At 67.1% G+C, this 25,807-nt stretch carries 21 protein-coding genes, 1 tRNA gene and 4 pseudogenes; 12 read left to right on the forward strand and 14 right to left on the reverse strand.

Annotated elements, in window-relative coordinates; genetic code table 11:
- Window positions 1-10: 10 nt before the first annotated feature.
- The 4 genes from GTV32_RS09030 (at window position 11) to GTV32_RS09045 (ending at window position 4,030) form a co-directional block, all read left to right on the forward strand.
- Window positions 11-1,552: a 4Fe-4S binding protein gene (locus GTV32_RS09030; protein ID WP_161059893.1), complete on the forward strand. Its 1,542-nt coding sequence runs from the start codon at window positions 11-13 to the stop codon at window positions 1,550-1,552.
- Between the two features lie 56 nt (window positions 1,553-1,608).
- Entirely contained in the window at window positions 1,609-2,109 is a 501-nt protein-coding gene (locus GTV32_RS09035) for a hypothetical protein (protein WP_161059895.1), read from the forward strand.
- Between the two features lie 4 nt (window positions 2,110-2,113).
- A complete protein-coding gene (locus GTV32_RS09040) occupies window positions 2,114-3,064 on the forward strand; it encodes an EamA family transporter (protein ID WP_343287263.1) in 951 nt (316 codons plus the stop codon).
- 168 nt (window positions 3,065-3,232) lie between these two features.
- On the forward strand, window positions 3,233-4,030 hold the full coding sequence (locus tag GTV32_RS09045) for a maleylpyruvate isomerase N-terminal domain-containing protein (protein ID WP_202421706.1): 798 nt from the start codon (window positions 3,233-3,235) through the stop codon (window positions 4,028-4,030).
- A 31-nt stretch (window positions 4,031-4,061) separates the two neighbouring features.
- Here GTV32_RS09045 and GTV32_RS09050 read toward each other — a convergent pair.
- A pseudogene (locus GTV32_RS09050) lies at window positions 4,062-4,618 on the reverse strand (XRE family transcriptional regulator).
- Between the two features lie 76 nt (window positions 4,619-4,694).
- On the opposite strand from GTV32_RS09050, the gene GTV32_RS09055 reads away from it, so the two are divergent.
- Window positions 4,695-5,435: an AzlC family ABC transporter permease gene (locus GTV32_RS09055; RefSeq protein WP_161059899.1), complete on the forward strand. Its 741-nt coding sequence runs from the start codon at window positions 4,695-4,697 to the stop codon at window positions 5,433-5,435.
- Window positions 5,432-5,752, forward strand: coding sequence for an AzlD domain-containing protein (locus GTV32_RS09060; RefSeq protein ID WP_161059901.1), 321 nt, complete (start codon window positions 5,432-5,434; stop codon window positions 5,750-5,752). Before GTV32_RS09055 ends, GTV32_RS09060 begins: the two co-directional genes overlap by 4 nt.
- Before the next feature lie 87 nt (window positions 5,753-5,839).
- Here GTV32_RS09060 and GTV32_RS09065 read toward each other — a convergent pair whose 3' ends face one another.
- On the reverse strand, window positions 5,840-7,261 hold the full coding sequence (locus GTV32_RS09065) for a DEAD/DEAH box helicase (protein ID WP_161059903.1): 1,422 nt from the start codon (window positions 7,259-7,261) through the stop codon (window positions 5,840-5,842).
- A 470-nt stretch (window positions 7,262-7,731) separates the two neighbouring features.
- Between GTV32_RS09065 and GTV32_RS09070 the strand changes: the two genes are divergently transcribed.
- Complete coding sequence (locus tag GTV32_RS09070; RefSeq protein WP_161059905.1) at window positions 7,732-8,226, forward strand: FBP domain-containing protein; 495 nt, start codon at window positions 7,732-7,734, stop codon at window positions 8,224-8,226.
- Window positions 8,227-8,248: 22 nt separating this feature from the next.
- Here GTV32_RS09070 and gdhA read toward each other — a convergent pair whose 3' ends face one another.
- Both gdhA and GTV32_RS09080 read right to left on the reverse strand, forming a co-directional pair.
- Entirely contained in the window at window positions 8,249-9,595 is a 1,347-nt protein-coding gene (gdhA, locus tag GTV32_RS09075) for an NADP-specific glutamate dehydrogenase (RefSeq protein ID WP_161059907.1), read from the reverse strand.
- 156 nt (window positions 9,596-9,751) lie between these two features.
- Window positions 9,752-9,824 (reverse strand) — tRNA-Ala (locus GTV32_RS09080).
- A 132-nt stretch (window positions 9,825-9,956) separates the two neighbouring features.
- Here GTV32_RS09080 and GTV32_RS09085 point away from each other — a divergent pair.
- Complete coding sequence (locus GTV32_RS09085) at window positions 9,957-10,700, forward strand: hypothetical protein (RefSeq protein ID WP_161059909.1); 744 nt, start codon at window positions 9,957-9,959, stop codon at window positions 10,698-10,700.
- A 36-nt stretch (window positions 10,701-10,736) separates the two neighbouring features.
- Here GTV32_RS09085 and glpR read toward each other — a convergent pair whose 3' ends face one another.
- The 4 genes and pseudogenes from glpR to GTV32_RS09105 all read right to left on the reverse strand — a co-directional run bounded on the left by glpR (window position 10,737) and on the right by GTV32_RS09105 (window position 15,352).
- A complete protein-coding gene (gene glpR, locus GTV32_RS09090) occupies window positions 10,737-12,065 on the reverse strand; it encodes a gephyrin-like molybdotransferase receptor GlpR (protein ID WP_161059911.1) in 1,329 nt (442 codons plus the stop codon).
- A 235-nt stretch (window positions 12,066-12,300) separates the two neighbouring features.
- Complete coding sequence (locus GTV32_RS09095) at window positions 12,301-12,957, reverse strand: GNAT family protein (protein ID WP_161059913.1); 657 nt, start codon at window positions 12,955-12,957, stop codon at window positions 12,301-12,303.
- Window positions 12,958-12,987: 30 nt separating this feature from the next.
- Window positions 12,988-14,291: pseudogene (gene glp, locus GTV32_RS09100) on the reverse strand (gephyrin-like molybdotransferase Glp).
- A gap of 104 nt (window positions 14,292-14,395) precedes the next feature.
- Window positions 14,396-15,352: a UTP--glucose-1-phosphate uridylyltransferase gene (locus GTV32_RS09105; protein ID WP_161059915.1), complete on the reverse strand. Its 957-nt coding sequence runs from the start codon at window positions 15,350-15,352 to the stop codon at window positions 14,396-14,398.
- Window positions 15,353-15,456: 104 nt separating this feature from the next.
- On the opposite strand from GTV32_RS09105, the gene GTV32_RS09110 reads away from it, so the two are divergent.
- Window positions 15,457-16,035, forward strand: a complete 579-nt coding sequence (locus GTV32_RS09110) for a 5-formyltetrahydrofolate cyclo-ligase (protein ID WP_161059917.1) — start codon at window positions 15,457-15,459, stop codon at window positions 16,033-16,035.
- Between the two features lie 8 nt (window positions 16,036-16,043).
- Here the strand turns inward: GTV32_RS09110 and GTV32_RS09115 are convergent, their stop codons facing one another.
- Complete coding sequence (locus GTV32_RS09115; protein ID WP_161062423.1) at window positions 16,044-16,373, reverse strand: FmdB family zinc ribbon protein; 330 nt, start codon at window positions 16,371-16,373, stop codon at window positions 16,044-16,046.
- A 181-nt stretch (window positions 16,374-16,554) separates the two neighbouring features.
- Between GTV32_RS09115 and GTV32_RS09120 the strand changes: the two are divergent.
- Window positions 16,555-18,101 (forward strand): annotated as a pseudogene (locus tag GTV32_RS09120) (alanine/glycine:cation symporter family protein).
- Window positions 18,102-18,157: 56 nt separating this feature from the next.
- Here GTV32_RS09120 and nhaA read toward each other — a convergent pair.
- Complete coding sequence (gene nhaA, locus GTV32_RS09125; protein ID WP_161059919.1) at window positions 18,158-19,483, reverse strand: Na+/H+ antiporter NhaA; 1,326 nt, start codon at window positions 19,481-19,483, stop codon at window positions 18,158-18,160.
- A 231-nt stretch (window positions 19,484-19,714) separates the two neighbouring features.
- Between nhaA and GTV32_RS09130 the strand changes: the two genes are divergently transcribed.
- Both GTV32_RS09130 and mscL read left to right on the forward strand, forming a co-directional pair.
- Complete coding sequence (locus GTV32_RS09130) at window positions 19,715-20,389, forward strand: SAF domain-containing protein (RefSeq protein ID WP_202421711.1); 675 nt, start codon at window positions 19,715-19,717, stop codon at window positions 20,387-20,389.
- A 185-nt stretch (window positions 20,390-20,574) separates the two neighbouring features.
- Entirely contained in the window at window positions 20,575-21,279 is a 705-nt protein-coding gene (mscL, locus tag GTV32_RS09135; RefSeq protein ID WP_161059921.1) for a large conductance mechanosensitive channel protein MscL, read from the forward strand.
- Between the two features lie 452 nt (window positions 21,280-21,731).
- On the opposite strand, the gene GTV32_RS09140 is transcribed toward mscL, so the two are convergent.
- From GTV32_RS09140 to GTV32_RS09155, 4 genes and pseudogenes are all read right to left on the reverse strand, one after another.
- Window positions 21,732-22,406, reverse strand: coding sequence for an MspA family porin (locus tag GTV32_RS09140; RefSeq protein ID WP_161059923.1), 675 nt, complete (start codon window positions 22,404-22,406; stop codon window positions 21,732-21,734).
- A 73-nt stretch (window positions 22,407-22,479) separates the two neighbouring features.
- Window positions 22,480-23,120, reverse strand: a pseudogene (locus tag GTV32_RS09145) (MspA family porin).
- A gap of 636 nt (window positions 23,121-23,756) precedes the next feature.
- Entirely contained in the window at window positions 23,757-24,350 is a 594-nt protein-coding gene (locus tag GTV32_RS09150) for a molybdenum cofactor synthesis domain-containing protein (protein WP_161059925.1), read from the reverse strand.
- Between the two features lie 39 nt (window positions 24,351-24,389).
- Window positions 24,390-25,796, reverse strand: a complete 1,407-nt coding sequence (locus GTV32_RS09155) for a trypsin-like peptidase domain-containing protein (RefSeq protein WP_161062425.1) — start codon at window positions 25,794-25,796, stop codon at window positions 24,390-24,392.
- Between the last annotated feature and the right edge of the window lie 11 nt (window positions 25,797-25,807).

The raw sequence follows: 25,807 nt of genomic DNA on the forward strand, positions 1-25,807 counted from the left end.
CGGAACCGACATGCCCCACGTTGTCACGCAGGCGTGCTGCGGCGACGCCTCGTGCGTCTACGCGTGCCCGGTCAACTGCATCCACCCCACGCCCGATGAGCCCGGCTTCGGCACGTCGGAGATGCTCTACATCGACCCGTCGACCTGCGTCGACTGCGGTGCCTGCGTCAGCGCCTGCCCGGTCGGCGCGATCGTGCCCGGCCACCGGCTCACCGACGAGCAGGCCCGTTTCACCGACGTCAATGCGGCACATTTCGATCCGACGGGCGACGGCGCGGCGCGCTTCCCGGTCGACCCGGCTCGGCGACTCCCGTTGGCCCCCATCGACAAACCGCACCAGCTCGCCGTCGACGCACCGGTGTCGGTCGCCATCGTCGGCTCCGGACCGTCGGCCATGTACGCCGCCGACGAACTCCTTCGTCAGCCACAGATCTCGGTCACCGTGTACGAGCGGCTCCGCCGCCCGTTCGGACTCGCCCGGTACGGCGTCGCTCCCGACCACCTCGCGACCCGCTCGGTGATGCGGCTCTTCGACGACATCGCTGGCAACCCACGCTGCGACATCCGGCTCGGCACCACCATCGGACGCGACCTCACCCTCGACGATCTGCGTGCGCGGCACTCGGCGGTCATCTGGGCGGGTGGCGCGCCGACCGATCGTCGCCTCGCCATCGACAACGCCTCCGCGCGTGGCGTACACAGTGCCACTGCGTTGGTCGGCTGGTACAACGATCATCCCGACCACGACGACCTCGACGTCGATCTCACCACCGCCTCCCGGGCCGTCGTGATCGGCAACGGGAACGTGGCACTCGACGTGGCGCGGATCCTCACCGCCGACCCGGAGACCCTGGCAGACACCACGATCTCCCGGCATGCGCTCTCCGCGCTGCGTTCATCGTCCATCGACGAGGTGGTGGTACTCGGTCGACGCGGTCCGACCCACGCCGCGTTCACCCTCCCCGAATTGATCGGCCTCGTCGATCATGGGGCAAACGTGGTCGTCGACCCCGACGAACTGGCCCAGGTTCCGGCAGTCGCGCCGGCTGATGCGACCACCCGGGCCAAGCTCGACCTGCTTGCCGAGGTCGCCGGGCGCACCCCGCGGGGCGGGCGACGCATCCGGCTCGCCTTCCACCGCTCCCCCGCTGCCATCGAGGTCGGCACGGACGGCCGGGCCACCGGTGTGGTGGTTGCGCACAACACCGTCGACGACTCGGGCACCATCACCCCCACCGGCACCACCGAGACCATCGACGCCGGCCTCGTCCTGACCTCGATCGGCTACCGCGGTGTCGCGGTACCGGGACTGCCGTTCGACGACGCCCTCGGAGTCATCCCGCACGAGGCAGGCCGCGTGGTCGACGACGGGACGCCGGTTCTCGGAATGTACGTGACCGGGTGGATCAAACGCGGACCGTCGGGTTTCATCGGCACCAACAAGACCGACTCGGCCGAGACAGTCGCATCGCTTCTCGCCGACCTCGAGGCCGGGTTGCTGCCCGACCGCGGCGGTCCACGCCGCCGCCGGATGCTGAGCCGACTGGGCTGATCGGCCGACCTGGCCGACCTGGCGTCCGGCGCCGGCGGGCGTCGTAGATTGACCCCATGGCCCCTCTGTACCAACGCAGCACCGCCCCGGCCGACATCGACGACCTTCCGATCGACATGCGGGCGGCACTCGACGCCCATGCCCTCGCGAATCGACTGGACCTCGGGGACTCGCCGCCCGCATGGCTCACACGCAGTGTCAACCCGCCGTCGAACACCCTGCTGGGCAAGCTGTTCCATCGTCGCGCGAACCCCAGAGACCCTGACTCGGAACACCAGACCGTGGTGATCCTGCATCCACGGAATCTCATCGTGGTCGTCTCCGGAGCACGGCGGGGCATCAGCGTCCTCTCGGTTCCACTGGCCTCCGCGTCGGTGTCGGCCGCTTCCGGCCCGACCGGGGTGCCGATCTCCGGCGAGATCGGGTTCACGGTCTCGGGGTTCGCCGGCGAGCACGGCGGCCCGGGCAGTTACCACCTCGGTATGGGTCCGGAACCTGCCGGAACCGAATGCGCCGAGGCCGTGCGCGCGGCCATCACCGCGGCGAAGAACCCGTGAGGCCGTGAGCACAACCACCTCGCACCACACACCGGGCACCTCGACCGGACTGGCCCTCGCTCTCGCATCGTCGGCCGCCTTTGCACTCTCGGGTGTGCTGGCACGGGCGATGATCGACTCGGGCTGGTCGGCCGGTGCGACCGTCACGGCCCGTATCGCGATCGGTGCCGCGGTCCTCCTCATACCCGGCCTCGTCGCGGTCCGCGGCATGCCGTCGCGCCTGCGCAACTCGTGGCCGACGCTCCTCGCATACGGCGTGCTGGCAGTGGCCACCTGCCAGCTCGCGTACTTCTACGCGGTGACCTATCTGCAGGTCGGAGTGGCATTGCTGATCGAGTACACAGCGCCGGTGGCGGTCATCGGATGGATGTGGATACGCCACCGCCAACGCCCGGGCCGCGGCACGGTGATCGGTGCGGTGGTGGCGATCGTCGGGCTCGGTCTGGTCCTCGACGTCGGCAGCGGGGGTGGCATCAACGGGGTGGGTGTCGCCTGGGCCCTCGTCGCGATGGTGGGTGCTGCGGCCTATTTCGTCATCTCCGCCGACGACCGGCTCGACATCCCACCGCTGACACTCGCCGCGGGTGGGCTGGTGATCGGCGCGGTCGGTCTCGCCGCGGCCGGCCTCGTCGGGATACTACCGATGCGGGCCGGGACCGCCGATGTGGATCTGGCCGGCCATCGTCTGGCGTGGTGGGTGCCGCTCGCGCTCCTCGGAGTGGTCACCGCCGCGCTCGCGTATTCGCTCGGTATCGCCGCCGGACGCCGGCTCGGCTCGCGGGTCATGTCTTTCGTGGGGCTCTCAGAGGTGCTCTTCGCGGTATTGTTCGCCTGGCTCGCGCTGGCCGAGTTGCCGTCGGCGATCCAACTGATCGGCGGCATCCTTGTCGTCGGCGGCGTGGTCATCGTGCGCATCGGGGAGGCCGCCACCCGCAGCGAAGAGCCAGTGCTGTGACCGAACTGGGACAGACGTCCCACCGCAATCAGAACTGCAACTTCGCAAAAGTCGCTGTGCACAAACGAATACGCGCAGGAAACAGTTGTGTCACGTTCGTCCGCCCGGACGACTCCCCGGGGTTATCCTGGGTCCCTGTTGCTCTGGGGGTGGCCAGTTGTGAGGACGATGTTCTCGCGGTTCGACTACATCGACGCTGCGCGGGAGACCGGCGCGCGGTTCGTGGAGTTGGTGCGCACTGTCGACGATCCCGAGACCCGACTGCCCGCCACCCCTTCGTGGACGGTGGCGGATTGCCTCGGACACGTCTCATCGGCGCCCGGTCGCCACCTCGATCTCGCGCGCGGCGAGGGCTCGTGGTCGTTGCGAGCGACAGACCTTCCCGACTTCAACGCGAAGCAGATCGCCAACCTGCCCACCCGTGACGTCACGCTGCTCACCGAAAAGCTTCTCGATGACCTCGACTGTCTGCTCGACGAGGTGACCCATTTCGGAGCGCGGGTACCGCTGATGAAGTTCGACGGCGATCGGTGCATCCGCGCCGATGCCGCACTCGGCATCCTCATCGGCGAATTCGTCGTGCACGGCCACGACGTCGCCTCCGCGGTCGGCGCCGTGTGGGACATCGACCCGGCGATCGCGCCGCTCGTGGCACGAGGTCGTCATCAGATCCTGCCCGATTGGGTGGACGAGACCACGTGCGACGGGCACTCGGCGACTTACGACATCCGACTGCGCGGGTGCACCGAGCGGTTCGTCTACGAGTTCACCGACGGACGGCTCGAGATCGATCCGTCCGATCCACGACCCCCTGACGTGCACATCAGCATCGATCCGGTCGTGGCATTGCTCGCGGCCTACGGCCGTACGTCACCGACCTGGGCGGCGCTGACGGGTCGCGCCTTCGCGTGGGGCGGTCGGCCGTGGCTGGCCGCAAGCCTCCACAGGCGGTTCGTACCGGCCTGACACGTCTCGCGGCGGCCTACACATCGAGCCGCTATGTCGACTCGCTGATCATCACGGCGACGGTGCCCGGTTCCAGCGCCGCGAACACATGCTCGATGTCTCCCGCGTACGAGACGTAGTCGCCGGCCCGAGTTCCACCGCCGCGTCGGTGGGCCCGACAGTCGCACGGCCCGCGCTGAGCACGACATGTTCGACGACTCCGCGCGAGTGCGGTGCCGAAATCCGCGGTTCACCGGGTTCGGCCCGGATGAGGTACATGTCCCGGCGGGTTCCCGGACGAGCCGTCGAGAGCAGGGTGGCCGAATAGTCGGCAGCCGCGGCCGGAATCACCGGTCCGTCACCGAAGCGGATGACCTCCACCGGGTGCACAGGCGCGTCGAGGAGTGCGGAGAACTGTAAACCCAGGGCGGTCGACAGGGCCCAGAGTGTTTCGACACTGGGGTTCCCGTCGCCCGATTCCAGTTGCGACAGAGTCGATTTGCCCACCCCCGCGCGCCTGGCGAGCTCGCCGATCGACAATCCGGCCCGAGTACGTTCGCGCTTGAGCGACGCGGCCACCACCTGCTTCGGGTTGATCCCCGCAGTCATGTCGCCCGCATCGTTCGCTGAACGGGACGACCGTCCTTCTTGACGAACACCATCCATAGTGTCCATCATAGTGGCCATGCGTTCGTCTTGGAGAACACTCGACCCCTCGGCGGTTCGCGCCATCGTGGTGATGAGCGCATCCGTGCTGGTGATCGGCACCTCGTACGGCGTAGCCGCGCACACGGCCGGGCTGGCCTGGTGGCAGATCCTCACGATCGCCACCGTCGTACTCGCGGGATCGTCGGAGTTCGTGTTCGTCGGGGTCATCGCCGGCGGCGGCGCGCCGCTGGTGGCCGCCCTCGCCGGGCTTCTCGTGAACAGCCGCAACTTCGGCTACGGACTGTCGGTCGGCAAACACCTCGGACGTGGGCTCCCGTTGGCGCTCGGCGCACATCTGATCAACGACGAGACAGCCGCGCTCGCGGCCGGTGAGCGCGACTCCCGACGCGCTCGGGCCATGTTCTTCCTCTGTGGCGTCGGCATCCTCATCGGTTGGCCCCTGGGGTCGGTGCTCGGTTCGGCCATCGGCGGTCTGGTGGCGAGCCCCGAGTCGCTCGGACTCGACGCCGCGTTCCCGGCGCTGCTCGCGGCGCTGGCAGTGCCGGCTCTCCGCGAGCGGACGACCCTGGCCGCCGCACTGATCGGTGGTGGCGTCGCGGTGGTCGCCTCGCCATTCCTCCCCGCCGGCGTGCCGATCATGCTGTCCCTGCTCGGCGTCGCCCTCGTCGAGGTCATGCGACGCCGCCCGACCATCGCCGGCACAAAGGCATCGGGGGATCCGGCCGAGGGCCGGAACCCGGAGGAATCGCTGCGATGAGTACCGCAGCACTGTTCATGGGAGTCGGCGTCCTCGCCGTCGGAACGTATCTGATCAGGTTGGCGGGACCGGCACTGCGCAGCCGCTACGAGGTGAGCCCGCACGCCGCCGCGGTGATGGATCGGGCGGCGATCGTGCTACTCGTCGGGGTCGCCGCGACGGGAGCGCTCTACGCCGGCCACGAGTTCGTCGGGTGGGCGCGCCCGGCGGGGGTGACGGTGGGCATCATCGCTGCCCTGTGCAAGGCGCCGATCGTGGTGGTCGTGATCCTGGCGGCCGTGGTGGCCGCGGGTCTACGCGCCGTCGGGATTGCCTAGACCCGTCGACGCAGGTCCCGAAACGCCGGAATCCACCTTCACACAAGCGAAGGTGGATTCCGGAAATCCGAGATGGGGCGGGCGCCCTCAGCGAGCGCCGGCCGGCGCACCGGCGCGGGTGGCCCGTCGACGTTGCTGGTTGGCCGGACGACGACCGTGCGAGGACTCCCCCGAGTGCGACTGCGACTGTGCGGTCGCCGAACGACCTGTCCCACGGCGACGCTGACCCGAGTGCGCCGAGCCCGACCGGTCACCCGCGGACTGGCCGTTACGTCCACCGGGACGACCACGACGCTGGCCGTTCGACTTCGGCGCCTGTCGCTGCGCCGGCTGCTCGACCGGCGCCACATATGCTGCGTGCGGTCCGACCAAGGTGGTGACCTCGGCGGACTTGGCGTCCACGCGGGTCGGGGTCACCTTGATGTTCGCCTTGCGCAGCAGGCCGGCGAGATCGCGCCGCTGCTCGGGCAGGCATACGGTGACCACGTCGCCGCTGCTGCCCGCACGTGCGGTACGCCCCGAGCGGTGCAGGTAGGCCTTGTGCTCGGCAGGCGGATCGACGTGGACGACGAGTTCGACACCGTCGACGTGCACGCCGCGCGCCGCGACGTCGGTGGCCACGAGGACGCGGACGTCCTCACCGAAGGCCTTGAGGTTCCGATCACGTTGCGCCTGGCTGAGATTGCCGTGCAGGTCGACGGCGGGGATACCGCTGTCGGTGAGCTTCTTCGCCAACTTCTTGGCCTGATGTTTGGTGCGCATGAACAGGATTCGCCGGCCCTGACCGGAGGCGAGCTCCTGGACGAGTCCGTTCTTGTCCCCCGCCGACACCTCGAAGACGTGGTGGGTCATCTCGACCGGCGCCGTGGTCTCCTCGGTCGAGTGGACGGTCGGCTTGTCGAGGAAGCGCTTGGCCACCTTGTCGACGCCGTTGTCGAGGGTTGCGGTGAACAGCATGCGCTGGCCGTCGGCCGGTGTCGCCGCGAGGATGCGGGTGACGCCGGGCAGGAAGCCGAGGTCGGCCATGTGATCGGCCTCGTCGAGCACCGTGATGTCGACGTGGTCGAGACGGACGATGCGTTGCTGCATCAGATCCTCGAGCCGGCCGGGGCAGGCGACGACGATGTCGACGCCGCGACGGAACGCATCTTCTTGCCGCTTCTGGCTGACCCCGCCGAAGACAGTGGTGACAGTGAGGTTCATTGCGCGTGCCAGCGGGGTCACCACGGCAGCGATCTGAGTGGCCAGCTCACGCGTCGGCGCGAGGATCAGACCGGTCGGGGCCCCCGGACGCCGCGTGACGCCGAGGTCGGCCAGACCGGCGACCATCGGGATCGCGAACGCCAGGGTCTTGCCGGAGCCGGTCTTGCCGGAGCCGATCACGTCGTCTCCCGCGAGGGTGTCCTTGAGGGTCTCGGCCTGGATCCGGAACGGTTCGGTCTTGCCTTCGGCGGCAAGAACTTCCACGAGTTCGGTGGGCACGCCGAGAGAAGCAAAGGTAATGGACAAGGTCCGTGTCTTTCTGTAGTGGACACGCCACAGCAGCAGGTAACAGCTCTGCAAGGTGTCGATGGCGAAGACGCATGTGTGCGTGTTCGTTCGCCGTACGAAGTCAAAGAGCAGGCACTTTCCGGCCTGTCGAAGAAGCGTTCTACGACGCGTTGACGGCACCTGATCGGGTGCATCAATTGAAACCCACGGTACGCGACTGCAGACAGGACGGCCAAATCAGGTGACGCAGATCATGACGGGGTGCCGGCCGGGTGATCCGGTTGACGACCGGCACGAGTCGCGGGCACCATGCGAGACGTGTATCCATCCATGTCGTCGCCCGTCGGGCGTGGGGAGGTCGTCGGCGTCGTGCACGCCGGCATCTAGCGACACCGCCCCGTCAGACGCGGATCTCTGCCCTGCCGGGCGTGCCGCGTCAGTCGACTCATGTCCACACGACGACAACTCGAGCAAGGTGTCCGATACACATGCATGCACTCACCGAAGCACAGATCCGTAAGTCCTTCGTCAATGCCTCTCTGCGAGAACGCAATACCCTCACACTCCCGCCCGAATTCACCGAGATCGACTGGGCGAACAATGATTACCTCGGATGGCGCGACCCCAAGCTGACTCTCGTCGGTTACATGGTCGTGCCGGTCGATGATGCCCCGGTCGGCATCATGCTGCGACTGGGCGGTAGGCAGCCCCGGACCCGCCCTCAGTGCTCGCTCTGTGAAGACGTCCAGTTGCCCAACGAGGTCGCGTTCTACAGCGCAAAACTCGCCGGACCGGCCGGGCGTCGCGGTAACACTGTCGGAACGCTCATCTGCTCCGACTTCGAGTGCTGCGCGAACGTCCGGGTCCGCCCGTCGAAGATCTACGCGGGCGACGCCCCCGAGGCCGTCCGGCGCCGACGAATCGAGGCGTTGCGGACCCGTGCCGAGGGATTCGCCCGGCGGGTACTGGACCAGCCACGCTGACGCGCAGGTGCCGGCGCTGGAGTCAGATGACCCCCAGCGCCAGCATCGCGTCCGCCACCTGGATGAAGCCGGCGATGTTCGCCCCCGCGACGAAATCACCGGGTGAGCCGTACTCGTCGGCGGTCTCGGCGCATCGATCGTGGATTCCACGCATGATCTCGGCAAGGCGCTCCTCGGTGTGCTCGAACGTCCAAGAATCGCGGGAAGCGTTCTGCTGCATCTCCAGCGCACTCGTCGCCACTCCCCCGGCGTTCGCCGCCTTGCCGGGGACAAAGGTCACCCCGGCGTCGGTGAAACTGCCGATCGCCTCCGGGGTGCACGGCATGTTGGCGCCTTCGGCGACGATCGAGCAACCACCGCCGATCAACGAGGCCGCGTCGGCGGCATCGAGTTCGTTCTGCGTGGCGCACGGCACAGCGATGTCGCAACCGACCTCCCACACCGAGCGATCCTCCACGTGGTGTGCGGTGCCGCGGTAATCGACATACTCGGAGATCCGTGCGCGCCGAACTTCTTTGATCTCCTTGACCAGATCGAGGTCCACACCTTTCTCGTCGACGATGAAGCCCGACGAGTCCGAACATGCGACGACGGTGCCACCGAGTTCGGTGACCTTCTCCATCGCGTAGATCGCGACGTTGCCGGAACCCGAGACGACCACGCGCTTGCCCTCGAACGAGTCCCGACGGTTGCGCAGGATCTCTCGGACAAAGAAGACAGCACCGTATCCTGTTGCCTCGCGGCGCATCTGAGATCCACCCCAGGCGATCCCCTTGCCCGTGAGGGCGCCGGACTCGTATCGATTGGTGATGCGCTTGTACTGGCCGAAGAGGTAACCGATCTCGCGTCCGCCGACACCTATGTCACCGGCCGGCACGTCGGTGTACTCCCCGATGTGGCGATACAACTCGGTCATGAATGCTTGACAGAACCGCATCACTTCGCCATCCGAACGGCCTTTGGGGTCGAAATCCGACCCGCCCTTGCCGCCACCGATCGGCATACCGGTGAGGGAGTTCTTGAAGATCTGCTCGAAACCCAGGAACTTCACGATGCCGACGTTGACACTCGGGTGGAATCGGAGGCCGCCCTTGTAGGGGCCGAGCGCGGAATTGAACTCCACGCGGAACCCGCGGTTGATCTGGACTCTTCCGGAATCGTCGACCCAGGGGACCCGGAAGATGATCTGCCGTTCGGGCTCGCACAGTCGGCGGATCACCCCGGCGTCGGTGTATTCCGGATGCTTGACCACCACGGGTCCGAGGCTGCCGAGCACCTCGATCACCGCCTGGTGGAACTCGCCCTCGCCCGGGTTGCGGTCCAGCACCTCTGCGTAGACCTCAGACAGACGTTCGTGAAGTCGGGCCACCCTGTCTCCTCCGCCTCGTTGCGATTGCCGTGTGAGGACACCGTATGCGGGGCAGGCCACGCCCCGGCGAACGGGGCAATTCAGGCGCCGGAAACGTCGCGACGGGGCCTGACGACAAGAGCGCGACCCAATGATCCGGGCCGCGCTCGTGCGTTGTGGAGCTAAGGGGAATCGAACCCCTGACCTACTCGATGCGAACGAGTCGCGCTACCAACTGCGCCATAGCCCCGGGCGGTCATCGACTGACCGGCCGTTGGCCACTTTAGCAGCCCACCGCGTCGAGTTCACAAACCACCACCCGGCTCGCCGCGGGGCGTGATCGACCCGCGAGCACCACCCCCGACTCGGTTAGCCTCGCAGTATGGCCACCATGTCGGACGCACAGGTCGCAGGCGTGCTCGACCGCGCTGTCGCCGGGATCAACCCGGTTCTCGACACGCTCGCAAAGCGCGATCCGCTGGGACTCAAACAACACACCTTCCACGACGACCGGCACCAGGATTCGAAGGTGCAGCGTGCCCTGCACCTGCTCGCCGATGCCCTCGACGTCACCGATTGGCCGGGAACCAAAGGCTGGTCTGAGCGGTCGATGAACAGTCGCGCCGACTGGTGGATGAGCCGAATCGGCGCAGTGAACAACATCGCGGTGGCCTATCCCGGCCTCTTGGGAGCGTGGACGAGGCGATTGCCGCTCTCGTCAACGCTCGGATTCGCCAACCAGGCGCTGGTCCTCGTCGCGATCGCCCGCGAATACGGCGTCACCGAGCGATCCCGGCAGGTCGAGTTGCTCGCGGCCGTATTGTGCGGGCGCATTATCGACCGAAAGGATTCCGGCGCCGACACGCGACCGCCACTGCCCACCGAAACCGTGCAGCGCCGTCACACCCTGCTCGGTGCGGTGTGGGAGACCGCCAAGGTCCTGCGCGCGTTGACCGGCGAGATCGAACGACGCCCCGGAGCGCCCGGACCGCTCCGGCTCCTGGCCTACATCCCGATCGTCGGGGCTCCCGCGACCTACATCGGGGAACGATTCGCACTCGCACAGGCGACACGGCAGGCCCGCAAGTGGATCGCCGACCATCCCGGGGCGATCACCAGCCCCTGACCGGTCTCGCGGTGGTGTCGCTCGCGGCAGCGGTGATCAGCCTGCGACGCGTCGCAGTTCCTCGTCCTCGCGCATCATGCGGCGCCGCTGGAACGGCGGCAGATGGTCGAACACCGGATCCTCGTCGTCGAGTTCGAGAACGGTCGCGCCACCGGGCCTACGCAGCCGTTGCGGTGGCGGTGCAGCCGCGAACTCCGGCACGGCCTGCTGCCGGCGCCGACGCTCGGCCTGCTCCCGCTCGGCCCGGCGGGCACGGGCAGCGCGCTGTGCCCGGATCTTCTGCTCGGTCGCGGCGGTGCGGCGCAGGTACGCCAAGTAGGTCAGCAAGACCACCCCGACGACCGCGGCCGCGATCCAACCGGTGGCGCCCAGGAAGATGCCCGAGGCGAGGGCCCCGATGAGCAGGATGATCATGCCCAGCAGCACACGCTGACGCTCTCGGTAACGCAGTTGGGTCCGTTGAGCGTCCGATGAGGTCGCGGCCCGTCGCCGTGGTGCCGGCTGCTCCGAGCGCCTGGCGGAACTGTCGGCCTTCGCGACGACGTGGTCGTCGAAGTCGTCTTCGTAGTCGTCCTCGTGGTCGTCGCTGTCGTCGAACTCGTCGACCTCATCGTCGTAGTACCCGTCGTCGGCGTCGTCCTCGTATTCGCCGTCCTCGTAGTCGACGTCCTCGTAGTCGACGTCGTCGTCCGCATCATCGTCGAACTCGTCCTCGAGATCGTCGGCGTCCTCGAGATCGTCGGCGTCGCTTGTCTCGTCGACATCGTCCACGATGGCGATCTCGGCATCCTCGACGTCGTCGAGCTCGTCCTCGACGTCCTCACGCTCGGGATCGACGAACTCGCCGTCCACGGTGATCTCGTCATCGTCGTCGGTGTCTGTGGTGTCGGACTCTGCCGTCACCTCACCGGTGTCGGTGTCACGCCCGTCGTCATCGAGCTCCGCGTCCGGCGTCGTCACGTCGTCGTCCGATTCGATGTCGTCCGATTCGATGTCGTCGACGTTCGGAGCCTTCACGCCCGCGGCGGTCGCCCGGCGGACGCGCGCGTCACGTGTCGATTTCCCGGACTCGGAATCCGTTGCTTCCGAATCGGTGTCGTCGGTCTCATCGCGGTCCAGAACCGCGGTACGCGCACTGGTGGTGGCGCGCTTCGCGCGATCGGTCTTCCACGACGGGTCGTGGGGATGACTCCCCGACGCCCGACGGCGGGTGGTGCGGGTACGCGTGCCTCCGCGGTGCAGCAGACGGGTCTCCTTGACGGCGTCCGTCGTCTTCCGCATCTGCGGACGGCCTTTGATGACCATCGGAACCAGTACGAACAGCCATACGGCCACGAGGCAGACCCACAAGACTGAGTTCGGCATGCGACTCTCCCTTCTTTCACTCTGGTTACACGAGGCCACCTCACAATCTAGGGGTGGTCAAGCGTCGGCCAGCGCAGACGCGCCGGGCATCGGCGACATTCCGCGAATTCACAGAGCGCTCTCAGGGGGACGCGACCGCCTCGCCCACGCACGGTTCCCGCTGCACGTTTTCGCTCCCGCTACGTCGATCGATGCAGCGGGAACCGAACGATGCAGCGCGGTCGAGGGCCGACAACTAGTGGAACGACGCCCGACCGGTGCGCACCAATCCCTCTGCCGCGCTTCCGGCGATCTCCTCGGCCGTGAGGGCGAAAAGGATGTGGTCGCGCCAACGATTGTTCACGTCCATGTATCGCTCCAGCAGGCCCTCGCGTCGGAAGCCGACCTTGGTGAGCACAGCCTGCGACGCCACGTTCGCGGGCTGGACGGTCGCATCGAGACGATGAAGACCAACCGATCCGAAGCAGTGATCGACACCCAGGGCGACTGCCGCGGTCGCGATGCCCTGGCCGAAATGCCTGGCGTCGACCCAGTAGCCGATCCACGCGCTACGCACCGCGCCGCGCTGGATGTTGCCTACCGTGAGCTGGCCGATGTACTCACCGTCGAGCTCGATGACGAACGGCAGTACCGCGCCCCGCTTCGCTTCGGCACGCAGCACCGAGTACAGAGGTGGCCAGGCGCCCGGATGATGCCGCTCGGCCCAGGTGCCGACGCCGCTGGGCTCCCAGGGCAGCAAGGTGTTCTGGTTTCTGATGCGCAGTTCGCTCCACGCCTTCGCGTCCCGCAGCCGGACCGGCCGCAACCCCACCGCACCTGCCTGAGTGCGCAGCGGACCGAGGGTCGCGGGCCAGCCGGGATTGATCTGCGCCCCGGTCAACCACCTCAACACGGATCGGAGTCTAATGCCCGGAACGCGGTGTCATCCCCGCTGTGCAAGGAATGCCACCTCGACCTCGTCGCCGGTTCCCAGCTCCTCGACGTCGGGTTCGACGATGATCAGGCAATTCGCCTCCGCCAACTCCGCGAGCAGATGTGAACTACCGGTCGGAGACGCACCGATGACCTGGACGAGGTACTCCCCGGACCGCTCGTCGCGCATCAATTGCCCGCGGAGATAGCCTTTGCGGCCGGCGACGGATGCGATCGGGCCGATGGTGCGGGCCTTGATGATGCGGCGCATCGGCTGTCGCTTGCCCAGTGCGATCCGGATCAACGGCCGGACCATCACCTCGAAGGTGACGAGGGCGCTCACCGGGTTGGACGGCAGCAGGAACGTGGGGACCTCGTCACGACCGAGCCGGCCGAATCCCTGAACCGATCCGGGGTGCATACCCACGCGCACGATCTCCAACTCACCGAGATCACTCAGAGCATCGGCGACCACCCGCGACGCCTTGCCGCCGACCGCACCGCAGATCACCACGATCTCGGACCTGATCAGCTGCGCCTCGACCACCTCGCGCATCCGCGAGGTCTCCCGCTCGGCGATACCCACCCGGTTGACGTCCGCGCCGGCGTCGCGGGCCGCTGCGGCCAGCGCGTAGCTGTTGACATCGAAGATCTGTCCGGGTCCCGGCGAACGATCGATGTCGACGAGTTCACTGCCGATCGAGATCACCGACATCCGAGGGCGCGGATGCACCATCACGCGGGCCTGACCCACCGCCGCGAGCAAGCCGACCTGCGCCGGACCGATGATCGAGCCTGCGCGCACCGCCACGTCGCCGGGCTGCACGTCGTCGCCGATGCGACGAACATAATCGCCACTCTCGACGGTGTGGCCGACCTTGACCTTCTGCTCACCGCCGTCGGTCCACCGCAGCGGCACCACCGCATCGGCCAGTGTCGGCATCGGCGCACCGGTCTCCACCCGGACTGCCTGACGGGGTTGCAGACGTGTGGGGGTGCGCGCACCCGGCCCGACGTCGCCGACCACCGGCAACGCCACGATCATCGGCTCGCCGGAAGCGAGGTCGACGAGATCGGCTCCCCCGAATCGAAATCCTCGAGGTCGTCGGGAGCGATCATGCCCGCGAGACCGACGTCCACCGCCCGCACGGCATACCCGTCGATGGCGGCCTGATCGAACCCGGGCATCGGCCGTTCGGTGACGACCTCCTCCGCGCACATCAGGCCCTGGGCCTCGGAGATCGCCACACGGACCGGTCGCGGCGCGACCGCGGCGGCGGTCACCCGGGTCAGATGATCTTCGACCGAACGCATCTCACCTCTCGCCCCCATCTCGGCTGACACAGTTGGGCTAGACGTTAGCCGCCACCGGTCGTCGGTGGGCCGAGGCGCGCTGACGCCCGGTCATCTGCAGGACATCAGCCGTCGGCCAACCGCTTCTCGAGCCACTCCCGCAGGTCCGGACCGTAGTCGTCACGATCGAGCGCGAAATCGACGGCAGCCTTGAGGTATCCGCCCGGATTGCCGAGGTCGTGACGCGTGCCGCGGTGCACGACGACACTCACGGGTTCGCCCTCCTCGATCAGCAGGGCGATCGCGTCGGTCAACTGAAGTTCCCCGCCGGCACCCGGCTCGATGCGCTGCAGCGCGTCGAAGATCTTGCGATCCAGGATGTACCGGCCGGCGGCCGCCAGGTTCGACGGCGCGTCTTCGGGCTTCGGCTTCTCGACCATCCCGATCAGCCGCATGACGTTGGGATTGTTCGCGTCCGGGAGTTCCTCGACGTCGAACACGCCATAAGCACTGATCCGGTCAGGCGGGACCTCGATCGCACACAGCACCGATCCCCCGCGACGCTGCCGGGTGCGCGCCATCACCTCGAGTACGCCGCCGGGCAGGACCAGATCGTCGGGAAGGAGGACGGCGACGGCGTCCTCGTCGTCGTCGAGGTATTGCTCGACGCAGCCGACCGCGTGGCCGAGCCCGAGGGGTTTCTCCTGGACCACCGAGGCAACTTCGAGCAGCGAGGGAGCCTTGCGCACCTTGGCCAGCATGGCGGCCTTGCCGCGCTTCGCGAGCGTGCTCTCGAGCACCAGGTCCTCGACGAAGTGTGCGACCACGCCGTCCTTGCCGGGCGACGTCACGATCAGCAACCGCTCGGCGCCCGCGGCCTTGGCCTCTTCGGCCACCAGCTCGATACCCGGGGTGTCGACGACGGGCAGCAGTTCCTTGGGCACCGTCTTCGTCGCGGGCAGGAACCGGGTTCCGAGACCGGCGGCCGGGACCACCGCGGTTCGCGGGATCGGCGGTGTGTTCGGCACAGGTTCGTACTCGGTGAACGCGTCGGTACTCTGGCTCACGTCACTGGGGGTCATGGGAACACCCTAGTGGCGATCCCTGCCAGAATCCTGTTGACGTGATCTCAGATTACTGGGCGGCGGACTCCGACGAGCTGCTGCGATGAGGCGAAGGCGGTCGGGTGCGCACGATGAAGAAACGTCTACGATCCGAGTTCGAACAGCGCCGGATCTCCCGGTCGTTCGCCGCACGCCGGCAGGCCGCGGCCGACCTCGCCGAATGGATCTACTCGGCGCCCTTCCGCCTCGAATACGACGTGACCGTCGCCGCCTATGTCCCCTTCGGTTCCGAACCTGGGTCGCCGGCCATACTCGACGCCCTGACGGACCGCGGGGTGACGGTGTTGGTCCCGACAGTCCCCAGCGGAGAACCGACTGCGTTGGATTGGGTGCGCTTCGACGGCGCGGATTCCCTGACGCGCGGCCGTTGGGGGCTGCTGGAGCCCACCGGCGATCGCCTCGGGAGAGACGCCGTCCGCGCGGCATCGGTCATCTTGGTGCCGGCGTATGCGGTCGACAAGTCGGGCACACGGCTCGGCCGCGGCGCCGGCTACTACGACCGGACGCTGACCGGTCTCACCGCCGACATCGTCGCGGTCGTGTTCGACGATGAGGTGGTCGACTCGCTCCCGGCCGCTCCGCACGACGTGCGGGTCGGCTGGGCGCTGACGCCCGAGGGCGGATTTCGCGAACTCGGTTGATCGGCCTGTCAGGCAGGGGCCGGCGTCGCGGCCTTGCTGTCGCTCGACGACGAACCGCTGCTCGAGGACGAGCTGCTGCTCGACGACGAATCCGAGGACGAACTGCTCGAGGAGCTCTCCGACGAAGACGACGAGGACGAGGTCTCACTCGAGCTCGATCCCGATCGCGAATCGGTGCGGTAGAAGCCGCTGCCCTTGAACACGATGCCGACCGAGTTGAACAGCTTGCGCAGCCGTCCTGTGCACTGCGGGCATTCCGACAGCGAGTCCTCAGAGAACGACTGCACGATGTCGAATTTGTTGTCGCACTCCGTGCACGCATACGAGTAAGTGGGCACCGAAACCTCCGGGAAGTAGTGATCGCCGCTCATTCTAACCGAACTTGGCACTCGAACATTCCGAGTGCCAACACGTGGCGTCCGGAATTCTCTTGGTCATCCGGCGGTAAGGGCGAAGTCATGAAACAGTAATCCCGCAACATCGTCCTCAGAACATCGGAGACACTACGGGAATGATGAGATGACCGACTTCCTCAGCTCTGTGAACGACTACATCTGGAGCAACGCCCTGGTCTACCTGTGCCTGGCGGCAGGTGTGTACTTCTCCATCCGTACCCGTTTCGTCCAGGTACGTCAGATCGGCGAGATGGTCCGACTGATGTTCAGAGGCGAGAAGTCCCCGTCGGGCGTCTCGTCCTTCCAGGCACTCACCATGTCGTTGGCCGGCCGCGTCGGCACCGGCAACATCGCCGGCGTCGCCACCGCCATCGCGTTCGGCGGACCGGGTGCCCTGTTCTGGATGTGGGCCGTAGCCTTCCTCGGTGCCTCCACCTCCTTTGTCGAGTGCACGTTGGGGCAGATCTACAAGACCCGCGACAAACTCACCGGGGAGTACCGCGGAGGTCCGGCGTACTACCTGAGCCGAGCACTCGCCCACACCAGGGCAGCTCCCCTGTTCAAGGCGTACGGCCTCGTCTTCGCGGCCGTCACCGTTCTCGCGTGCGGTCTGCTGCTCCCGAGCGTGCAGTCGAACTCCATGGCGTCGGCGATGAGCGGGGCCTGGGGCGTCTCCAAGTGGGTCGTCGCGGTCGGGACCGTGATCCTGCTCGCGTTCGTGATCGTGGGCGGGGTCAAGCGCATCGCCGCCTTCGCCTCGATCGTCGTCCCGTTCATGGCCGTGGTCTACATCCTCGTCGCGCTGGTGATCGTGCTGATGAATGCATCGCAGGTGCCGGAGATCATCCGGATGGTCTTCGCCAGCGCCTTCGGGGTCGACTCCGCCTTCGGAGCGATCATCGGGTCGGCGGTCATGTGGGGCGTCAAACGCGGCATCTATTCGAATGAGGCGGGCCAGGGTACCGGCCCGCATGCGGCGGCCGCGGCCGAGGTCTCACACCCGGCCAAGCAGGGCCTCGTCCAGGCATTCGCGGTCTACGTGGACACCCTGTTCGTCTGCACGGCGACCGGATTCCTGATTCTCTCCACCGGCGCATACCGCGTGTTCGAGGGGAGTCGGAGTCGGGCGCGATCATCGCGGAAGGCGGTTCGCTTCCCACCGATGCCGAAGTCGGCCCCACCTTCGTCCAGACGGGCTTCGACACCCTGTGGAGCGGTGCCGGATCCACCTTCGTGGCGATCTCGCTGGCGTTCTTCTGCATCACCACCATCATCGCCTACTACTACATGGCCGAGACCAATCTGCGGTTCCTCCTGGGCAACGCCGCGACGCTCTACATCCGGCCGTTGCGCAGCACCCTCGGCGCGAACCTGACGATGTTGTTGCAGGCCCTCATCCTGGTATCGGTCGTCATCGGTGCCGTCTCGACCGCCACCGAGGCCTGGACGCTGGGTGACATCGGCGTCGGTCTGATGGCCTGGCTCAACATCATCGGCATCATCATCTTGCAGCAGCCGGCATTCCGGGCGCTCCGGGACTACGAACGCCAGCAGAAGGCGGGCCGCGACCCGACTTTCGACCCGACGACACTCGGCATCGTCGGAGCGACGTTCTGGGAGACCTATGACCCCCGGACGCCGAGATATCAGGAAGAACCACTGTCCTCCTGAAACCTTGACGACAAACCCAGGGCGCCCCACTCTCGTGGGGCGCCCTGGTCGTCGCTTCACTCGATGACGTCGAAATCGCGGTCCGGGACGTCGTCGCGATTCATGTCCGGAGTACGCACCTTGCGCGCGTCCCACCGCAACAGAAGAGCACCGAGCACCGCTGCCACCACGCTGCCGACCAGGATGGCGACCTTTGCCGCCGACGCGTGGTCGTCGGAACCCTGATGGAAAGAGAGTTCCGAGATCAGCAGCGCCACGGTGAAGCCGACACCGGTCAGCATGCCCACCGGTAGCAGGTCGCGCACGCCGACGGCATCCGGCAACCGTAGCGGAGTGAACCGCGTCATCAACGCGGTCGCGCCCATCACCCCGACCACCTTGCCGACCACGAGGCCGAGGAAGATTCCGATCGACACCGGCTGCACGATCGCACTGTCGCCGCCGACCACAGCGACCCCGGCCGACAGGAATGCGAAGATCGGCAGCGCCACCGCCGACGACACCGGACGGACCGCGACCTCGAACTGGTGTGTACGAGAGCTCGATTCGCCGTGGATGAGCAGAGCTGGGACGGTGAACCCCAACAGGACGCCGGCGACCGTCGCGTGGACGCCCGAGGCGTGCATCAACGCCCAGGCAACCACAGCGAGGGCGATCAGGACGAGGGTGGCGGGCGTTCGCCACCGGGGGCGACGCAACCGCACCAGCACGCCGAAGACGGCGATCACCGCGATCGCCGCGCCGAACATAGCGAAATCGATTGTCTCCGTGTAGAACGTCGCGATCACCGTGATGCCGAGGAGATCGTCGACGACAGCCAAGGTCAGCAAGAAGGTCCGCAATGCCAGCGGTAGCCCACGCCCGAAGATGGCCAGCACCGCCAGCGCGAAAGCGATGTCGGTGGCGGTCGGGATGGCCCACCCGCGCAACGCTTCTGAATCGAACGTGCCGACCACGACCACGAAGCACAGGGCCGGTACCACCATTCCCCCGACGGCGGCGACGATGGGGACGCCGGCCAGTCGGAGATCACGCAGGCTGCCGGCCACGAACTCTTGTTTGAGTTCCACGCCGACGATGAAGAAGAAGATGGCCAGCAGGCCGTCGGCCGCCCACTCCGCCACCGAGAGATGTAGGTGCAGTGACTCTGGCCCGAACTCGAAGGCTGTCAGCGATTCGTACGCATCCCGCCACGGCGAGTTCGCCCAGACCACCGCGACCACCGCCGCCACGAGCAGCAGCACACCGCTGGTGGTGTCGAGCGAGACCCACCGCTGGAATCGCACTCGCCGCGAACTCGTTTGCCCGCGAGTAGCGGTGGCGACGCCGGATGCGGCTTCCGCGGCGCCTGGCGGGTTGCGATCATGCTCCGGTACGGACATCAAACCTCCTGGTCAATGAGCGATCTAGGACGATCACCCACGTTCACATCTCCGCCGGCACCCGACGGAGGCCGACCAGACTTCCCGGCTCACCTCCACGTGATTCTTCCCGATAGACCGATCTGGGGCCAATCGGCGCCAGATTGTGCACAGCCTCTCCACGGACCACGTTGTCCCCAGATGCGTCTCGGCGGGTCATCTGCGCTGGTATGACCGCTACCGTCGCCGACCATGCAACCGATCTCCCACGACCGCCTGTCTCCGCGCCTCGTCGACCGCGTCCGGCACGCGATGCGTCCGGGCTGGGCGAGGTCGGTCATGATCCGCCGCAGCGCGGCAGTACTCCTGGTGCTCGCGGCGGTCGTGCTGACCCTGTTCGGACATCGCGGCGCCGAGATGCGTGCGGTGGTGGTCGCGGCGCGCGACCTCGCGCCAGGTCAGACCATCATGGCCACCGACCTCACCGTTCGCGAGGTCCCCGGCGGCCTCATCCCGAAAGGCACCTTGCGCCTCAGCGCCGACGGCGTCGGTCGCACCGCGGTCGGACCGATCGGCGAAGGCGAGATCATCACCGACTCGCGGCTCCTGTCCCCTCGACTACCCACCCAGCTCGTCGGCGACAAGGATGCCCGCCTCGTTCCGGTGCGGTTGTCGGACGAGTCCGTGGCCACCCTCCTGCGGACCGGCGACGTGGTCGACGTGTTGAGGGCGTCGGCGGACGATGCCGATGCGGCAGTGCTCGCCCGCGCGGCGGTGGTTGCGCTGACCTCGGACGAACAGGTCGGCGGGGTCTTGTCCGGCGGCCCGCGCGCGGGCCGGCCGGTGTTGCTCGCGATGGACGAACGGGCTGCGCATCGCGTCGCCGCGGCCGCGCTCGACGCTCCGATCACCGTCGTCGTGCATTGATCAATTGTCCCCATCGGCACGCTACATACCGCAAAACAGTGCAACGGTCGTTTACGATCCTGGATAGGGTTCGGCGAGTTCGGTACCGACGTGCCGTATCGATCGGTTTTCGGCGAAAGCGCAACCCTGCCGACGCGAATACCCGACCAAGAGCGGAAAACCGAAAAACGAGAGGACCGCACACCGTGCTCAAGGGATTCAAGGAGTTCATACTCAAGGGCAACGTCGTCGAGTTGGCCACCGCGGTCATCATCGGTGGCGCGTTCACGGCGATCGTCACCGCGTTCACCAACAGCATCATCCAGCCACTGCTCAACTCGATTCCGAGCGGTAGCAATCCGACCAAGGGCCTGGGTTTCCAGATCACCGACAACCCTTCGACCTTCGTCGATCTCGGTGCCCTCATCACCGCGATCATCAACTTCCTGATCATCGCCGCGGTGGTGTACTTCCTGATCGTGGTGCCGTACAACAAGCTCGCCGAACTCGGCGGTTACGGCAAGAAGAGCGAGGTCTCGGAGGTGTCGCTGCTCAGCGAGATCCGCGACCTCCTCGATCCCGAAGGCACGTCGAAGGCGAAGAACGCCGCAGAGTCCGAACTGCCCGATCACCTGCAGGATCCGGCAGGGCCTCCCGGAAACGCCGGCGCCACCCAGCGACTGTCCACGCCACCGCCCGCGGAGGCGCCTGCACCGACCCAGCAGGCGCCCACATCGCCTCCGCCAGGAGCGAATCCGCCCTACCCGACACCCCAGCCGGCACCGGGAAACTACCCACCGCCCGGCGCGTACCCACCGGCGAACTATCCCCCGCAGGGCGGCCATCCCGGACAGACACAGTTCCCGGGCGAGTATCCACCGCCGGACGCTCCGGGGCGACATTCCCGCTGACCCTCGACGACTCGGGCCGCGCTCCTCACCGGAGCGCGGCCCGATCTCTTTGCGGCCCCGGCATCCTCGCTTTCGCGGACTCCCAGCGGTTTGTCAGCGGAGGTGCCAGGGAACCGCAAGGTTGCGTCCCTAGTGTCGCTGGAGTCCGGAACACCGGACAGCAGAAATCGATCGACACGGAGGTTGCAGAAGAAATGCCGCAGAAGCCGGGGCCCCAGGGCCACAACAGTCACCGTCCCGCACCGCGTCCGCAGCGACCGCAGCCGCGCGGCCGCGTCCGCGTACATTCATTCCCGTTCCCGTTCTTCGGTAGCTGAGCCCGGCCCGCTTCACCGGCCCGCTTCACCGGCCCGGCAACGGCCAGAGAGCACAGCAGCAGGGCGGGATCGGATGAATTCCGATCCCGCCCTGTCGCGGTTCAATTGGCAGGCCGATATCGACCCGTCAGTCGATCAGCCCAGGCTGAACGGCTTGCCGTACAGCGTGATGACGCCCTTCACCGAATCGGTGTTGACGGTCACCTTGACCTTGGCCTTGGCCGAGGCGTAACCGGCACATCCGTCCAGGCCGAACTTCTCCTGGCTGTAGGCGACGCCGCCCTTGTTGCCCTTGAACGTGTAGCCGTGGACCTCATAGTCCTTGTATGCGGTGTCGTCACCCGAAGTGGTGTCGATGATCGGCACATAGCTCGCCTGGCCGGGGCCGAGGGTGAAGCCCGCGTTCGCACCAGTGCCCTCCGAGGGTGCTGCGGAAGCCCCCCCGGTCTCGGGAGCCGTGACTGTAACGCCTGCACCCCCTTCTGCGCCGGCGCCGAAGTTGACCTGGCAACCGACGAGGTAGCCCGCGTTGACCGTGCCGCCCTCGGCCTTTCCGCCGACAGTCACCGTCACCTTGCCCGACATCCACACCTCACGGCTGGTCTGGATGTTGGTCACGGCCTTCTGCACGTTCACGAACTCGTCGCTCAGGCGGACGGTCACCGGAGTGCCGTCGACCAAGGTCTTGCTCACAAAACCGCCGGGCAGCGCACCAGCTGCGGCGCCGCCGGCACCCAAGCTGGTCAGGCCCATCACGGCGGCACCGGCGAGGCCGACGCCGGCGGCCACGCGAGTGTTGATCTTCTTCATGATTCCCCTTCGTGGAATTTCAATCTGCTCGGGGCAGATAAATCAGAATGTTGCTGAGTTGTCTGCTCGCCGCTCAGTTGAGGCTGAAGGGCTTGCCGTAGAGGGTGGACTGCATGTAGGTGCCCTCACCGTTGACGGTGCCGTCGTCGGTGTTGTATCCCTTGGCGCCCACCACCTTCACGATGGTGCGTGCCGAGGCGTAACCGCCACACTGCTCCACGTTGATGCCGAACTTGTCGAGCTGGACGGCGGCGACGCCGCCATCCTTGATGTCCTTGTCGGTCACGTCAGCGATGGCGACCTGACCCGGATTCAGGGGGATGCTGAGCGATCCGTCGAGTCCGAGGCTGCCGACGCCGACCGAGCCTGAGAGCCCGCCTTCAAAGCCGGTGATGTCGACCTGGCAGCCGACGAGGACCTTGACCGCGATGTTGCCGTTGACGCCGGCGCTGGCCTTGGCACGGTAGGTGCCGGAGACGACCGCAGCGCGTCCCGCGCCGTTGTTCGCGACCGACGGAGCAGGCAGAGCCGACTCGCCGGTACGCCACGTCTGAATCGATTCACCATCGACGCCCACGGCCTTCTTGTAACCATTCGGCAGGCCGACTGCCGCAGCGTTTCCCGCCCCATGCCGGCCAGGCCCACGACCGCGACCGCGGCGACGGCGCTTGCACCAACAACGCGGCGCAGCCCAAGCTTGCTGAACTTGCTCATTCGTTCCCTCTCACAGGATTCGGTTGTTATCCCGCACAACACAACCACGTGCCGTACGAGTCGACCCTCGTGGGCTGCGGACCCCCGCACCGCAACCGAACCCAGATCCGGCTCCGGTTCGCCGGAAGTCGCCTTCCGCACGCCCTGGTCGCTGCTGCGTTGTCCTTCGCGACAGTTCGCAGGACTCCCCGCCGGTGCTTGCTCCAAGCACCGCGACTCGTCGCTGCGAACGTTATCGGAGCGCAATCAAGACCAGCAACAGATGGCATCGCGCGAGTCGCACGCCGACGTCTCGCGATCGTGAACTTCACATTCACCAACCCTCGATGAGCGAATGTTAACGGAAGGAAAACACCCTGCGTCAGCGATGTCAGCAGGTAGCTGGCCTATTCGTAATGAGGCGGTCGATTGGCTTCATACCAGTCCCGCGAGACCGCAGTATGACCTTGATCACACTCGTCGGTTGTGATCTCAGGGAGGTCATCACCGAAGACGTCATCGATCTTCCGCTTCTCGCGCCACGCCTTCCGAGGACGCGAAGAGTCCCCGGAATCGCTGGTCATCGGCGATTCCGGGGACTGATCCGGTTCTTCTGTCATGCGGGGATCGGTGTCGGCGACCACGTCGCCTCGATCGTCAGAATTCGCTGATCGCCTCGATGACGTGCTGGGCCAGCGGGGCGACCGTGGCCATGCCGTCGCGGACCGCAGCCCGAGAATTGGCCAGGTTGACCACGAGGGTCTGCCCGGAGATCCCCGCGAGTCCTCGAGAGAGTCCGCCGTCGGTGGCACCGGCGGCCAGTCCGGAACTCCGGACGGCCTCTTCGATACCCCGCAATCGTCGATCCAGGATCTGCTCGGTCGCCTCCGGGGTCACGTCGCGCGCGCCCACTCCGACGCCCCCGACCGACACCACGAGATCCACGCCGCCGATCACGGCGGTGTTCAGCGCATTGCGGATCTCGACCTCGTCGCCCGAGACCGCGACGGTCGCGTCCACATGGAAGCCGGCCTCGCCGAGAAGTTCCCCCACGAGTGGGCCGAGAAGGCTCTGGTCCTCGCCGTGTGCAGCCCGATCGTCGACGACCACAACCAGTGCCCGTCCGATCTCGTCACCGCTCGGTGAGGTGCGTACATCGTCGTCGCTGTGCCGTGCGACGAACTCGCGGGCCGCCGCGTCGGCGGCGACCACGTCGTCGGGGTCGATCGCGGTGGATCCTGTGTCGCTCATGCTCTGCCTTTCTGCTCCCTGCGGAAATGGTGTGTGGTTCTAACCGGTCTGCAGGGTCTCCAAGGTGACCTGCGCGGTCCGGGTCTGTCCGTTGACGACATAAGTGATCGTGACGGTGTCACCCGGCGCGTGTGACCGGATGGCCGCCACCAAGGCGTCACCACTGGCGATGTTGCGATCATCCACCTTGGTGACCACCGCGCCGGTCGGTATCCCGGCCTTGTCGGCGGGACCCCCCGCAGTGACGGCCGAGATATAGGCGCCGGGCTGGTCGAGTTCTGTGTTGGCCCGCACCGAGACGCCGAGGCCTGCCTGGGTGGCCTTGCCGGTGTCGCGCAGTTCGTTGGCGACGCGGATGGCCTGGTCGATGGGAATCGCGAAGCCGAGTCCTATGCTGCCGCCCTGCTGTTCCGCGGAGGCCCCCAACGTGGCGATCGCGGTGTTGACGCCGACGAGCGCGCCCTTCGCATTGACGAGGGCGCCACCCGAGTTGCCGGGGTTGATGGCCGCGTCCGTCTGGATCGCGTCGATCACCGACGTGGTCCCGCCGGTTTCCTTCGAGGTGGACACCGGCCGATTCAATGCACTGATGATCCCGGTGGTGACGGTGCCCTCGAGACCGAGCGGTGCACCGATGGCGATGACGTCCTGGCCGACGGCGAGATTGTTCGAGGTACCCACGCTGATCGGCTTGAGGCCGGTCTTCTCGACCTTGATCACCGCGATGTCGGAGATCGGGTCGGCGCCGAGGACTCGGGCGGGGGCCCGCGAACCGTCGGAGAAGATCACGAGCACGTCACTGGCGCGAGCGGCACCGGCCTCGGAGACGACGTGGTTGTTGGTCATGATGACGCCGTCGTCCGACAGCACCACACCCGATCCGCCGCCTTCGGCGTTGCCGGATCGCACGATGATCGAGACGACCGACGGGAGGACATTGGCGGCCACTGCCTGCACGGAGCCTGCCGGTGCCTCCACCTGCCCCTGCGCACCAGTGTCCGGGTCGCCGCCGAGGGGGCCATTGTGCGCAGTGGACGAGGAGTCGTCTGCGACGTTGGCGCCGATCGCGCCGCCGACACCGCCCGCCACCAGTGCGAGCACCACCGCACCCACGATCAGTGCGACTCTGCCGCCCCCGGATTTCTTGGGCGGGTTCGGAGGACCTCCGTAGGGCGGTCCGCCCGGATTCATCGGTCCTCCGGGGCCGGCCGCGTACTGGGGCTGGGTCGGGAACGGCGCGGACGGCGGCGCTCCGTAAGGGTCAGAGTAGGGCTGCGCGGCCGCCGCATGGTGGCCATATGTGTTCGCATCCTGCGGAGACGGGCCCGGTGCGTACGGATTGGACCCGTAACCGGGCGCCGCCTGCTGCCCCGGCGAGCCGAACGGATTCTGGCCGGCACCGCTCCCGGTGCCGTACGGATCGCCCTGCGAACCGCCACTCGTCATCTGGTCGTCCT

This window comes from Gordonia sp. SID5947, assembly GCF_009862785.1.
Taxonomy (GTDB): Bacteria; Actinomycetota; Actinomycetes; order Mycobacteriales; family Mycobacteriaceae; genus Gordonia.